We start from the raw sequence: 12,925 nt of genomic DNA, 5'->3' as shown, positions 1-12,925 counted from the left end.
TAATGTCCGACGCCCTGCGCCTGATCCTTGAAGATGAAGACGGCACCCAGCTGGAAACCTCCTGCACGCGGTTTGCCGTGGTCTGGCAAGGTAAAGAAGTGTGGATCCAGCAGGACGGCCGCGGCCAGCTGCTGATCGGCGTCGATGTCGCCGAAGACGACACCGAGTACGCCAACCTGCTGCTGCGCCCGATGGCCACCAACCTGGTCAGCCTGGAGCTGGAAATGGAGTCGGCAGAAGTCGGCGACGATGACGACCACGTCCACGGTCCTGACTGCGGTCACCACCACTAAGGAAACGCCTATGCTCGCTCTCGGCAAATTGCTTGAGCTGACCCTGACCGATCACGAACCGGCCGAGAAGACCCAAGTGACCACCCGGGGCGTGCGTTTGCGCTGGCTGGGCGAGGGGGCGTTGGAAGTACGCCCGCCTGAAGGCGAGGATTGCGGCCTCGACCTGCTGTTGTCAGCCGGTATCCATGGCAACGAGACGGCTCCGATCGAGCTGCTCGAGAAGTTGCTGCATGGTGTGGCCAATGGCGAGATCAGGCCGCGCGCGCGGGTGCTGTTCCTGTTCGGCAACCCGCCTGCGATCCGCAAGGGCGAGCGTTTCATCGAGCAGGATATCAACCGCCTGTTCAACGGCCGTCACGAGCTTTCCAGTGGTTTCGAAGCGTTGCGCGCCGCTGAGCTTGAGCAGTTCGCCCGGGTGTTCTTCAGCAAGCCTGAGCGCACCCGCCTGCATTACGACCTGCACACTGCTATCCGCGGCTCGAAGATCGAGCAGTTTGCGCTGTATCCGTACAAGGAAGGGCGCAAGCACTCGCGCCGCGAGCTGGCCCGCCTGGCAGCGGCGGGGATGCAGGCGGTACTGCTGCAGAGCAAGTCTTCGATCACTTTCAGTGCCTTTACCTATGAGCAGCTGGAGGCCGAAGCCTTCACCCTGGAGTTGGGCAAGGCGCGGCCATTTGGGCAGAACGAGCAAGTCAATCTCGACCGGCTCGAGACCCGCCTGCGCCAGATCATCGAAGGCAACGAGCCGCCGACCGACGACACGCTCGATGGTTTGCAGCTGTTCAGCGTGGCGCGCGAGATCATCAAGCACAGCGACTCTTTCAACTTGCACCTGCCGACGGATATCGAAAACTTCTCCGAGTTGGCCAAAGGCTACCTGTTGGCCGAAGACCTGGCCGAGATGCGCTGGGTGGTCGAGGAGGAGGGCGCGCGGATCATTTTCCCCAACCCTAAAGTGCGTAACGGCTTGCGCGCCGGCATCCTGATCGTGCCGACTTCTGCACAGCTGCTGGGTTGAGCGTGCATGTTGGCGTGACAGCGAGAACGAGAGAACAAAATAGCGTGGGAGCGGGCTTTGCCCCGCGATAGTGGTTAGCGATTCGCCCCCCGTTCTGCCACTGCACCCAAGCAAATCCTTGGATCCAAACACCGATGAAAACCTTTTAATTCACCACCTATTCCATTTTCCCTTCCCCTGAGCGGTAATTGGCTTGCCACCGGCCAAACGCTCGCCTTAGCATCCCGGTCATGTTTTTGCCCGCGTTGAGCTGAAATTCCGTCCAATCGACGGTTTCCATCGCATAAACACACTGCACCGAGATTGCAGGACCGATATAATGCGGCCCTTTGCCGTCGTTTCGACGCGTTTGCCTTAACGGCCGCCGTTTCCGTGGAAGAACCTATGAAAAGCGCAGAAATCCGTGAAGCCTTCCTCCGCTTCTTCGAGGAGCAGGGGCATACCCGAGTCGCCTCCAGCTCCCTGATTCCGGGCAATGACCCGACCCTGCTGTTTACCAACGCCGGTATGAACCAGTTCAAGGACTGCTTCCTCGGCCAGGAAAAGCGCGCCTACACCCGCGCTGCCAGCAGCCAGAAGTGCGTACGCGCCGGCGGCAAGCACAACGACCTGGAAAACGTCGGCTACACCGCGCGTCACCACACCTTCTTCGAAATGCTGGGCAACTTCAGCTTCGGCGACTATTTCAAGCGCGACGCGATCACCTTTGCCTGGACCTTCCTGACCTCCGACAAGTGGCTGAACCTGCCCAAGGAAAAGCTCTGGGTCACCGTCTACGCCAGTGACGATGAAGCCTACGACATCTGGACCAAGGAAGTCGGCGTGCCGGCCGAGCGCATGGTGCGCATTGGCGACAACAAAGGCGCGCCCTACGCCTCCGACAACTTCTGGACCATGGGCGACACCGGCCCGTGCGGCCCATGCACCGAGATCTTCTACGATCACGGCGCCGACATCTGGGGCGGCCCACCCGGCTCGCCAGAAGAAGACGGCGACCGCTACATCGAGATCTGGAACAACGTCTTCATGCAGTTCAACCGCACCGCCGATGGCGTCCTGCATCCGCTGCCAGCGCCGTCGGTCGACACCGGCATGGGCCTGGAGCGGATCAGTGCGGTCATGCAGCACGTGCACTCGAACTACGAGATCGACCTGTTCCAGAACCTGCTGGCAGCTGCGGCCAAGGCCATCGGTTGCAGCAACGACGGCCAGGCTTCGCTGAAGGTCGTCGCCGACCATATTCGCTCCTGCGGCTTCCTGATCGCCGACGGCGTGCTGCCGTCCAATGAAGGCCGCGGCTATGTGCTGCGCCGGATCATTCGCCGTGCTTGCCGTCACGGCAACAAGCTGGGTGCCAAGGGCAGCTTCTTCTACCAGATCGTTGCGGCACTGGCGGCCGAGATGGGCGAAGCTTTCCCTGAGCTGACCAGCCAGCAGGCGCATATCGAGCGCGTGCTCAAGGCTGAAGAAGAGCAGTTCGCCAAGACCCTCGAGCAGGGCCTGCGTATCCTCGAGCAAGACCTGTCGCAGCTTCAGGGCACTGTCGTCCCAGGCGACGTGGTGTTCAAGCTGTACGACACTTACGGCTTCCCGATGGACCTGACCGCTGACATCGCCCGTGAGCGCGAGCTGAGCATCGACGAGGCTGGCTTCGAGCGTGAGATGGACGCCCAGCGTGAGCGTGCCCGCTCCGCCAGCGCCTTCGGCATGGACTACAACAGCCTGGTCAAGGTCGACACCGCCACCGAGTTTCTCGGCTACGACGCCACCGAAGGCCAGGGCAAGGTCATTGCTCTGTACAAGGATGGCCAGGCGGTCGACCAGCTGGGCGAAGGCGAGCAGGGCGTTGTCGTACTGGATCGCACGCCGTTCTACGCCGAATCCGGTGGCCAGGTCGGTGACTCTGGCTACCTGCAGTCCGGCGCTGTGCGCTTCGACGTGCAAGACACTACCAAGACCGGTGGGGCATTCCTGCACCATGGCGTTGTCGCCAGCGGTGCTCTGGTCATCGGCTCGCCGGTTGAAGCCAAGGTCGACGCCGAGGTGCAACACGCTACCTCGCTGAACCACTCGGCCACTCACCTGTTGCACGAAGCGCTGCGTCAGGTGCTGGGTGAGCATGTCCAACAGAAGGGCTCGTTGGTCGACAGCCAGCGCCTGCGCTTTGACTTCAGTCACTTCGAGGCGCTCAAGCCAGAGCAGATCAAGGCTCTGGAAGACATCGTCAACCGCGAAGTGCGCAAGAACACCGAGGTACTGACCGAACTGACCGATATCGAAACCGCCAAGCGCAAGGGCGCCATGGCGCTGTTCGGCGAGAAGTACGGCGATACCGTGCGCGTATTGAGCATGGGCGGCGATTTCTCGGTGGAGCTGTGCGGCGGCATCCATGCAAAGCGCACTGGCGATATCAGTGTGTTCAAGATCATCAGCGAAGGTGGCGTGGCCTCCGGTGTGCGTCGTATCGAGGCGATCACCGGCGCCGCGGCCCTGGCTTACCTGAACGCTGCCGAAGAGCAGGTCAAGGAAGCCGCGCAACTGGTCAAGGGCAACCGTGACAATCTGATCGACAAGTTGTCGGCTGTGCTGGAGCGCAACCGTCAGCTGGAGAAGCAGCTCGAGCAGCTGCAGGCCAAGGCCGCCAGCGCCGCCGGAGACGATCTCTCCAACGCGGCTGTTGAGGTCAAGGGCGCCAAGGTTCTCGCCGCACGCCTGGATGGTCAGGATGGCAAGGCCTTGCTGGCCCTGGTCGATCAGCTGAAGAACAAGCTCGGCCATGCAGTGATCCTGCTGGGCAGCGAGCATGAGGGCAAGGTCGTGCTGGTGGCTGGCGTGACCAAAGACCTCTCCGGCCAACTCAAGGCCGGCGATCTGATGAAGCAGGCCGCTGCAGCGGTAGGCGGCAAGGGCGGTGGTCGTCCGGACATGGCCCAGGGTGGCGGCGTTGACGTCGCTGCGCTGGACAATGCCCTGGCCCTGGCTGTGCCGTTCGCCGAACAGGGGCTTTGAGATGAAGCGGCCCGCTGTCTAGTAGCGGGCCGCTTCATGTTGGATTGATTATTGGGTGCCCATCGTGGGCAGAGGCAGCTTTGAAATGGCGTTGATCGTACAGAAATTTGGCGGCACCTCTGTCGGTTCCATCGAACGAATCGAGCAGGTTGCCGACAAGGTCAAGAAATTCCGTGACGCGGGCGATGACCTGGTGGTTGTGCTGTCGGCCATGAGCGGGGAAACCAACCGCCTGCTGGACCTGGCCAAGCAGATCAGCGACAAGCCGGTTCCGCGTGAACTGGATGTGATCGTCTCGACTGGCGAGCAGGTGACAATTGCCCTGCTGGCCATGGCCTTGATCAAGCGTGGCGTGGATGCGGTGTCCTACACCGGCAACCAGGTGCGCATCCTCACCGACAGCGCGCACAACAAGGCGCGCATCCTGCAGATCGACGACCAGAAGATCCGTGCCGACCTCAAGGCAGGTCGCGTGGTGGTGGTGGCCGGTTTCCAGGGTGTCGACGAGCACGGCAGCATTACCACCCTGGGCCGTGGCGGCTCGGACACCACCGGTGTGGCCCTGGCCGCGGCGCTCAAGGCCGACGAATGCCAGATCTACACCGATGTCGATGGTGTCTACACCACCGACCCGCGTGTTGTGCCCCAGGCCCGTCGCCTGGAGAAGATCACCTTCGAAGAGATGCTGGAAATGGCCAGCCTCGGTTCCAAGGTGCTGCAGATTCGCTCGGTGGAGTTCGCCGGCAAGTACAACGTCCCGCTGCGCGTGCTGCACAGCTTCAAGGAGGGTCCAGGTACCCTCATTACCATTGATGAAGAGGAATCCATGGAACAGCCGATCATTTCCGGTATCGCCTTCAACCGTGATGAGGCCAAGCTGACCATTCGTGGCGTACCGGATACCCCGGGCGTTGCCTTCAAGATCCTCGGCCCGATCAGCGCTTCGAACATCGAAGTGGACATGATCGTGCAGAACGTCGCGCACGATAACACCACCGACTTCACCTTCACTGTGCACCGCAACGAATACGAAGCGGCGCTCAAGGTACTTGAGAATACTGCTCGTGAGATCGGTGCCCGTGAAGTGATCGGCGACACCAAGATCGCCAAGGTTTCCATCGTTGGTGTTGGCATGCGCTCGCACGCCGGTGTTGCCAGCCGCATGTTCGAAGCGCTGGCCAAGGAGAGCATCAACATCCAGATGATCTCCACTTCCGAGATCAAGGTCTCGGTGGTCATCGAAGAGAAGTACCTGGAGCTGGCGGTGCGTGCCCTGCACACCGCGTTCGAGCTGGACGCCCCTGCCCGTCAGGGCGAGTAAGGCGTTGCCTCGGGAAGGGCGCGGCTTGCCGCGCCCTTCGCGTTTCTGGATGCCATGGAGAGTCCTGTCCTACTCACTATGGCAGCCACACGGGCCCTGCCTTCGTCCCTGGTGCACGGCCCGGCTACCACAGACTGTTACCCCTGATTGAACTGCGTAAGGAGAAAGCTATGTTGATTCTGACTCGTCGGTGCGCCGAGAGCCTGATCATTGGTGACGGTGAGATCACCGTTACGGTCCTGGGTGTCAAAGGCAACCAGGTACGTATTGGCGTCAGCGCCCCTAAGGAAGTGGCCGTTCACCGCGAGGAAATCTACCTGCGAATCAAGAAAGAGAAGGATGAGGAGCCAAGCCTTTAATTCTTTTGAAGTTTTTTTCAAAAAAAGGGTTGCAAACGAGGAGGAGGCTGTTTAATATTCGCCTCGTGTTGCGGTGAGGTGGCCGAGTGGCCGAAGGCGCTCCCCTGCTAAGGGAGTATACCTCATAAGGGTATCGGGGGTTCGAATCCCCCCTTCACCGCCATTATTTGCGTAGGGCGCTTCAGCTGGACAAGATTGCTAAGTCGTTGAAATTAAACGAAAAAGTACTTGTCAAAACGGTAAAGCGAACTATAATGCGCGGCAAGAATTGGACTCATAGCTCAGCTGGATAGAGTACTCGGCTACGAACCGAGCGGTCGCAGGTTCGAATCCTGCTGAGTCCACCATACAACATGACGATTTTGCTTGCAGGGTCGGATTGTATAACCAGTGGTAATCTGGTCTAAAACTACCAACTTGGACTCATAGCTCAGCTGGATAGAGTACTCGGCTACGAACCGAGCGGTCGCAGGTTCGAATCCTGCTGAGTCCACCATATAGCACGGCGATTGTGCTTGCACGGTCGCCTTGTTTCAACCAGTGGTAACCTGGTCTAAAACTACCAACTTGGACTCATAGCTCAGCTGGATAGAGTACTCGGCTACGAACCGAGCGGTCGCAGGTTCGAATCCTGCTGAGTCCACCATATACAGCAAAAAGCCCGCTTTTATAGCGGGCTTTTTGTTTTCCGCTATTCACTGAATTGTCAGTGATGTCCAGCTAGACTCTCAGATAAGCCCTCTAGGCCTGCAGCGCCTAGGCAGGCGATCATCATCTTACGGCTTGAACATTGTCTGTGCTTTTTTATGGGCAGCCGCCGTCGCACTGATGGCTTCGAGCGTTGTCATAGCTTTATCGCGCAAACGATTGTTCTTGCCAAAAATTTAAGCGATCTGACAGCTGTTGCAGTGTATGATTGCGCCCGTCAGCCCCGCCGGGGCTTGTGGAATACCACCATGGACTTACCCAGTAGTTACTCCCTAACACGATTTGCCAAGTTAGATCTGACCGATTGATTCCCCCGGCGTGCTCCGCTGCTGGGAGTGGAGTTCGCCTATGACCGAAGTAGAAGTAAAGAAAGCCCAAGAGAGCCTGCAGGATCGCCTGGCTCAGGTGATCGATCTATTGCAGCGCCAGCGGGTAGTTGAAGACCTGACTCATCGCCAGGAAGGTCATCACCATGACCTGGTGGAAAATCTTGTCCACCGCCAGAATCTGGTTGAGCTGCAACGCAAGCTCGACGATCTGCACCCCGCCGACATCGCCTACATTCTCGAGGCCCTGCCGCTCGACGACCGTCTGACCGTTTGGCAGCTGGTTCGCTCTGAGCGCGATGGCGACATCCTCCTTGAAGTGTCCGACGCGGTCCGTCAGACCCTGATCGCCGATATGGACGATCACGAGCTGCTCGCCGCCGCCAAGGAGATGGACGCTGACGAACTGGCGGACCTCGCTCCTGAGCTGCCGCGTGATGTCGTTCATGAGCTGATGGAAACCCTCGATGCCCAGCAGCGCGAACGCGTCCGTTCGGCCCTGAGCTACGACGAGGAGCAAGTGGGTGCGCTGATGGACTTCGAGATGGTCACCATCCGCGAAGACGTCAGTCTTGAGGTGGTATTGCGTTACCTGCGCCGTCTCAAAGAGCTGCCTGGCCACACCGACAAACTGTTCGTAGTCGACTACGACGGTATCCTCAAGGGCGTGCTGCCGATCAAGCGTCTGCTGGTCAACGATCCGGACAAGCAGGTGGCCGAAGTAATGGCGACCGATCCGGTGTCGTTCCATCCGGACGAAGATGCCTACGATGCGGCCCAGGCCTTTGAGCGTTACGACTTGGTTTCCGCGCCGGTAGTAGACAAGAGCGACCGCCTGATCGGCCGTTTGACTATCGATGAAATGGTCGACCTGATTCGTGAGGAGAGCGAGAACGAAGTCCTCAACATGGCTGGTCTGCGTGAAGAGGAAGATATCTTCGCCTCGGTCTGGCGTTCGCTGCGCAACCGTTGGGCGTGGCTGGCGATCAACCTGGTGACTGCGTTTCTCGCTTCGCGGGTGATCGGGTTGTTCGAAGGTTCCATCGAGAAGCTGGTGGCGCTCGCGGCATTGATGCCGATCGTGGCGGGCATTGGCGGCAACTCGGGCAACCAGACCATCACCATGATCGTCCGCGCCATGGCCCTGGACCAAGTCAGCCCGGGCAACACCGCGCGGCTAATGCGCAAAGAGCTGGCTGTATCTCTGATCAACGGCCTGATCTGGGGTGGGGTGATCGGGGCGGTGGCGTACTGGCTCTACGGTAGCTGGTCACTTGGGCTGGTAATGACCGGGGCGATGACCTTGAACCTGCTGTTGGCAGCATTGATGGGCGTATTGATTCCAATGACCCTGGCGCGTCTGGGGCGCGACCCGGCAATGGGCGCGAGCGTGATGATCACTGCAGTGACCGACAGTGGTGGTTTCTTCATCTTCCTTGGCTTGGCCACCTTGTTCCTCATGTAAGTGAGCAAACTACAGACGAAAAAAAGCCAGCATTAGCTGGCTCTTTTTTTGACCGCTGGAAGGGATCAGGACGCGTCAGCGGCCATTTCCACGTCGTGGGCGATCAGTGCCACCAGGGCATTTTGCTGGCGGTGAGAGAGCTGACGGAAGCGCTGCAACAGCTCGCGCTCGTGCAGGCTCAGCTCTGGGCTATCCAAACGCATGCTCAGCTCGTCGCCCAGTGCGCCTTCCTGGATAAGACTCTGTTCCAGGCGGGCGATGATCTCGGAGTTCATGCTGCGGTGATGGTTGCGGGCTACCTCGGCAATGCGCTCACGCATCCCGTCAGGCAGGCGGACGACAAACTTGTCAGCGGTGCGGCTCGAATAGATAGCCTGTTTCATTGGGCGCATATAAATTGACCGGTTTACTGGTTCAGGGGAAGCGGTTCTCAAATTGGCCGCACGGTGGAAGTACGACCGTGGCGACGACAAAATGTTCAACCGTCATGTAATTTTGGGTGTTCATCTTGCCTCAATGTCGCCGTTTCCTTGGCGTCAATTCTGTGACAAATAGTGATCCGGATAAAGGCTTTTTGCCAGTACCAATTATCAGAAATGAGCACTGGTTTGAAAAGTTTTGCTTTTGTCGGATGGTCTTGACGTCAGACCTTTGTCGTCAAAATCTGGTAACGGGCGGCAAAGGCAGGGGAAAACACCTAGAATGCGCAGGTTCCCTATTAGAGAGCATAGTGGCTATGCAACATGACGCAAGCGGCGTTCCGACTAAGACAGGGCGCCTGATATTCCTGATTGGACCCTCTGGATCGGGAAAAGATTTCCTGATTGACGCTGCTCGCGCGAAATTGACTACGCACGGCGTCGAAGTTGCCCGCAGGGTCATTACCCGCTCGGCAGAGGCCAAGGGCGAATCGGCTCACGGCGTGACCCCGGAGCAATTCGAAGCGATGCGCGAGGCCGGGCAGTTTGCCATGTATTGGCGTGCTAATGGCCTTGCGTACGGCATACCTGCGCAGATTGACCGTTGGTTGGAAGCGGGGCATCACGTTTTGGTCAATGGCTCGCGTGGTTATCTGGCTGAGGCCCGTCGGCGCTATCCCAATCTACTGGCAATTCGCCTGGATGTTGCCCCGCAGGTGCTACGACAACGGCTGCTGGCGCGCGGTCGGGAAACGCTCGAAGAGATCGAGCACCGTCTGCAACGTAATGCCCAGCTAGCCAAGCACGATGATCAGAGTGTGCAGGTGCTGGACAACTCGAGCACGTTGCACAAGGCGGTCATGGGATTGTTTGACTTGCTGCATCGTCAGGGCTTGCTTAAGGCCGCAGAGCAGGGCCACGCCTGCTAGAACTCAGAGAAAAGGATTACCTGCAAAAAGCCCGAATCAAGCATGACAAACGCCAGCCTGCTGGTTAACATGCTCGCCGTCACGCCCGTTCGTCAGTCATTGACGGCACCTGTGTCTCAGTAGCTCAATTGGATAGAGCATCCCCCTCCTAAGGGGAAGGTTGGCAGTTCGAACCTGCCCTGGGACACCATTTCATCTATATCGCTAGCCTTTTTTGCCTTTGACGCGGGTTCCAGCGACTCAGCCTAATACTTAGTCCAAGCTTGACTAAACTGCTTCCACCACATCTCTCTTTTGGATGTACGGAGCAGCCATGCTTGATTACTTCGCACTCGGTGTGTTGATTTTCGCAGGTCTGGTGTTGTTCTACGGCATCATCGTGCTGCACGACATCCCTTACGAAATTGCCGTTCATCGCAACCATCCGCACCAAGACGCTATCCACGCCACCGGTTGGGTCAGCTTGTTCACCCTGCACGCGTTATGGCCGTTCCTGTGGATCTGGGCAATGCTCTACCGCGAGGATCGCGGCTGGGGCATAGGCACAAGCACAGACTTGGATCGCCATAGCCCAGCAGCTGAGTTGCAGCAGCAGATCGTCGAACTGCAACAGCGTGTGGCGCATCTGGAAGCAAGGCAGGCCAACCCTCGAGACAGTGAGTATGAGTCCGGCGGGGGGAGCTAGACCATGGACCTGCTGCTGATCCTCACCTACGCCGCAATCTGCATTGCAATCTTCAAGCTGTTCAACATTCCGCTAAACAAGTGGACTGTGCCCACCGCCGTATTGGGCGGTGTGGTGATGATCGGCGCACTGATTTTCACCATGAACTACAACCACCCTTATTCGGAGGTGGCGCGTTCTTATTTCGTTTCAGTGCCGGTGGTGCCAGTGGTCAGCGGCAAGGTGATTGATGTGCCGGTCAAGGGCAACGAGGTCTTGCAGGAGGGCGATGTACTGTTTCGCATCGATCCCGCGCCTTTTCAGTACCGCCTGCAATCGCTCAAGGCCCAGCAGGTGGCGGCAAGGGGCGATCTGTTTCGCATCAACGAGCTGATCAAGCGCAATTTCGGCACCCGGCGTGAGCAAGAAGCAGCGCTGGCCCGGGTCGGCGACCTGCAGGCGCAGATCGACAACGCCCAGTTCGAGCTGGACAACACCGTGGTACGCGCCCCGAGCAAGGGCTTTGTCACCCATGTGTCACTGCGTCGCGGGATGATGGCGACGCGTTTGCCACTGCGCCCGTCGATGGTGTTCATCCCGCAGGAGGGTCAGTACTTCGCTGCGTGGATGCGCCAGAACAGCCTGCTGCGCCTGGTCGCGGGGGATGAAGCGGAAGTGGCGTTCGATGGCATCCCGGGCAAGGTGTTCAAAGGGCGGGTGAAGAGTGTCATCACGGTAATTGCCGAAGGCCAGGTGCAGCCTTCTGGCACGCTAGTGAGCTACACCGGCTCGCCGCCGCCCGGGCGGGTGCCGGTGATCATCGAGATCACCGATCCGGCGTTTGCCCAGTACAGCGCGCAGATGCCGGGCGGCGCCTATGGCCAGGCGGCGATCTACAGCAAGCACTTCGAACACATCGGCACCATGCGCAAGATTCTTTTGCGCATGGCGGCCTGGATGAACTACATCTTCCCGTTCCATTGATGGCAACGCTGACCCTCGGCGCACCGCTGGGCGGTAGATGCAGGCAGGGTAGGGGTCGCGACCTACACTAACCAGGCTGTTTCCTCTCACCCGCTTTCAAGCGCAGGTTGCAAAAATCATCATGCTCAGGCCATCGTCGCTCAGCCTTTTTATCGCCTTGCTGCTGGCTAGTGCCCAAGGGGTAGCCGAATCTGTGGTGCCCTTGCGCGGCCAGAACTCACAGCAGACTCAAGCCGACATCAGTGAATGCCACTCCATTGCCAACAGCGCCAGCAGCACCCCGCCTGCCTCGGGTGGTCGGCTCAGAGGTGCGGCGGTCGGCGCCACGGCCGGGGCAGTTGGCGCCCAGGTTCGCGGCAACCAGCACGAAGAAGTCTATGACCGTATCGACGATGACGTGAAACAGGAGTACCGACAAAATCGCGCACGCGAGACTGCGGCTGCCGGTGCTGTGGTCGGTGGTGCCAGGCAGCGTCAGGAGCGTCGCCAGCAACGCCACAACGCTGAATCAACCAATGCCAGCGCGTACACCAGCTGCCTGCAAGGCAAGGGGTATCAGGTCACGCCTTGAGTGCAGCGACCCGCAGCACCCAGCCACGTGTCACCAGGAGGTATTGGCATGTCCAAGAGCAAGAAAGGCAAACCGCAGAAGGGCGAGAAACTGAAGAACAAGGACTACCTCGAACACCTGCGTCATCTGCATGTCGAGTTGGTCAAGTTGCAGGAGTGGGTCAAAGCCAAGGGCATCAAGGTCTGCATCATCTTCGAAGGCCGTGACGGTGCGGGCAAGGGCGGGACCATAAAGGCCCTGACCGAGCGGGTTAGCCCACGCGTGTTTCGAGTAGTGGCCCTGCCAGCACCGAACGACCGGGAAAAAAGCCAGATGTACTTGCAGCGCTATCTGCCGCATCTGCCTGCCGCGGGGGAGGTAGTGATCTTCGATCGCAGTTGGTACAACCGCGCCGGCGTCGAGCGGGTCATGGGTTTTTGCACCCAGGAGCAGGCCGAGAGCTTTCTCAATGCCGTGCCAAGCGTGGAGCGGGCGATTATTGATTCAGGGGTGATACTGCTCAAGTACTGGCTGGAAGTCAGCGAGCAGGAGCAGACCCGACGCCTTGAGGCGCGCATCGAGGATGGGCGGAAAATATGGAAGCTGTCGCCAATGGACCTTAAGTCCTACAGCCGCTGGTATGACTATTCGCGCGCACGGGACGAGATGTTCAGAGCTTCTGACACCGGCCATGCCCCCTGGTTTGTCGCTGACTCAAATGACAAGCGCCGCGCCCGCCTCAACATCATTGCCGATCTGCTCAGCCGGATCCCGTACAAGGACGTGCCACGCGAGAAAGTGAAGTTGCCCAAGCGGCAGAAACCCGGGAACTATCGCGAGTCGGATTATCAGTTCAAGCGCGTAGCAGAACAATTCTGAG

General features: G+C 59.1%; 12 protein-coding genes and 5 tRNA genes. 16 read left to right on the top strand and 1 reads right to left on the bottom strand.

The genetic code is table 11. The features are described from left to right. Positions 1 to 2 precede the first annotated feature (2 nt). From AAZU54_RS14105 to mgtE, 10 genes are all read left to right on the top strand, one after another. The gene (locus AAZU54_RS14105) at positions 3 to 293 is read left to right on the top strand and encodes a topoisomerase II (protein ID WP_186557428.1); all 291 of its coding nucleotides are present in this window, start codon (positions 3 to 5) and stop codon (positions 291 to 293) included. Between the two features lie 10 nt (positions 294 to 303). After that, entirely contained in the window at positions 304 to 1,311 is a 1,008-nt protein-coding gene (astE, locus tag AAZU54_RS14100; protein WP_186557429.1) for a succinylglutamate desuccinylase, read from the top strand. A gap of 384 nt (positions 1,312 to 1,695) precedes the next feature. Next, entirely contained in the window at positions 1,696 to 4,320 is a 2,625-nt protein-coding gene (gene alaS, locus AAZU54_RS14095) for an alanine--tRNA ligase (protein WP_186557430.1), read from the top strand. Between the two features lie 85 nt (positions 4,321 to 4,405). Further along, positions 4,406 to 5,641 carry an aspartate kinase gene (locus AAZU54_RS14090; protein WP_186557431.1) on the top strand — a complete coding sequence of 412 codons (1,236 nt, stop codon included), beginning with the start codon at positions 4,406 to 4,408 and terminating at the stop codon, positions 5,639 to 5,641. A gap of 170 nt (positions 5,642 to 5,811) precedes the next feature. After that, a complete protein-coding gene (gene csrA / locus AAZU54_RS14085; protein WP_003254503.1) occupies positions 5,812 to 6,000 on the top strand; it encodes a carbon storage regulator CsrA in 189 nt (62 codons plus the stop codon). Between the two features lie 72 nt (positions 6,001 to 6,072). Then, positions 6,073 to 6,163, top strand: a tRNA-Ser gene (locus tag AAZU54_RS14080). Between the two features lie 107 nt (positions 6,164 to 6,270). Next, a tRNA-Arg gene (locus AAZU54_RS14075) sits at positions 6,271 to 6,347 on the top strand. 72 nt (positions 6,348 to 6,419) lie between these two features. Then, a tRNA-Arg gene (locus AAZU54_RS14070) sits at positions 6,420 to 6,496 on the top strand. 73 nt (positions 6,497 to 6,569) lie between these two features. Further along, positions 6,570 to 6,646 (top strand) — tRNA-Arg (locus AAZU54_RS14065). A 410-nt stretch (positions 6,647 to 7,056) separates the two neighbouring features. Beyond that, the gene (gene mgtE / locus AAZU54_RS14060) at positions 7,057 to 8,499 is read left to right on the top strand and encodes a magnesium transporter (RefSeq protein WP_434727286.1); all 1,443 of its coding nucleotides are present in this window, start codon (positions 7,057 to 7,059) and stop codon (positions 8,497 to 8,499) included. Positions 8,500 to 8,564: 65 nt separating this feature from the next. Here mgtE and AAZU54_RS14055 read toward each other — a convergent pair whose 3' ends face one another. Beyond that, positions 8,565 to 8,891, bottom strand: a complete 327-nt coding sequence (locus AAZU54_RS14055) for an Arc family DNA-binding protein (protein ID WP_003254499.1) — start codon at positions 8,889 to 8,891, stop codon at positions 8,565 to 8,567. Positions 8,892 to 9,235: 344 nt separating this feature from the next. Between AAZU54_RS14055 and phnN the strand changes: the two genes are divergently transcribed. The 6 genes from phnN to ppk2 all read left to right on the top strand — a co-directional run bounded on the left by phnN (position 9,236) and on the right by ppk2 (position 12,924). Further along, complete coding sequence (phnN, locus tag AAZU54_RS14050) at positions 9,236 to 9,847, top strand: phosphonate metabolism protein/1,5-bisphosphokinase (PRPP-forming) PhnN (protein WP_434727285.1); 612 nt, start codon at positions 9,236 to 9,238, stop codon at positions 9,845 to 9,847. 113 nt (positions 9,848 to 9,960) lie between these two features. Further along, positions 9,961 to 10,037 (top strand) — tRNA-Arg (locus AAZU54_RS14045). 123 nt (positions 10,038 to 10,160) lie between these two features. Next, a complete protein-coding gene (locus AAZU54_RS14040; RefSeq protein ID WP_434727284.1) occupies positions 10,161 to 10,532 on the top strand; it encodes a DUF3302 domain-containing protein in 372 nt (123 codons plus the stop codon). Positions 10,533 to 10,535: 3 nt separating this feature from the next. Then, positions 10,536 to 11,495 (top strand): HlyD family secretion protein, encoded by a 960-nt coding sequence (locus AAZU54_RS14035; protein ID WP_186555925.1) that lies wholly within the window; start codon positions 10,536 to 10,538, stop codon positions 11,493 to 11,495. 121 nt (positions 11,496 to 11,616) lie between these two features. After that, positions 11,617 to 12,066, top strand: coding sequence for a YMGG-like glycine zipper-containing protein (locus tag AAZU54_RS14030; RefSeq protein WP_186555926.1), 450 nt, complete (start codon positions 11,617 to 11,619; stop codon positions 12,064 to 12,066). A 48-nt stretch (positions 12,067 to 12,114) separates the two neighbouring features. After that, a complete protein-coding gene (ppk2, locus tag AAZU54_RS14025) occupies positions 12,115 to 12,924 on the top strand; it encodes a polyphosphate kinase 2 (protein WP_186555927.1) in 810 nt (269 codons plus the stop codon). Position 12,925: the final 1 nt, after the last annotated feature.

Origin of the sequence: Pseudomonas sp. Je.1.5.c, assembly GCF_051129895.1 — a bacterium.
Classification (GTDB): domain Bacteria; phylum Pseudomonadota; class Gammaproteobacteria; order Pseudomonadales; family Pseudomonadaceae; genus Aquipseudomonas; species Aquipseudomonas urmiensis.
The sequence above is the reverse complement of the archived record's forward strand: the minus strand, read 5'-3'. Positions and strand labels throughout refer to the sequence as shown.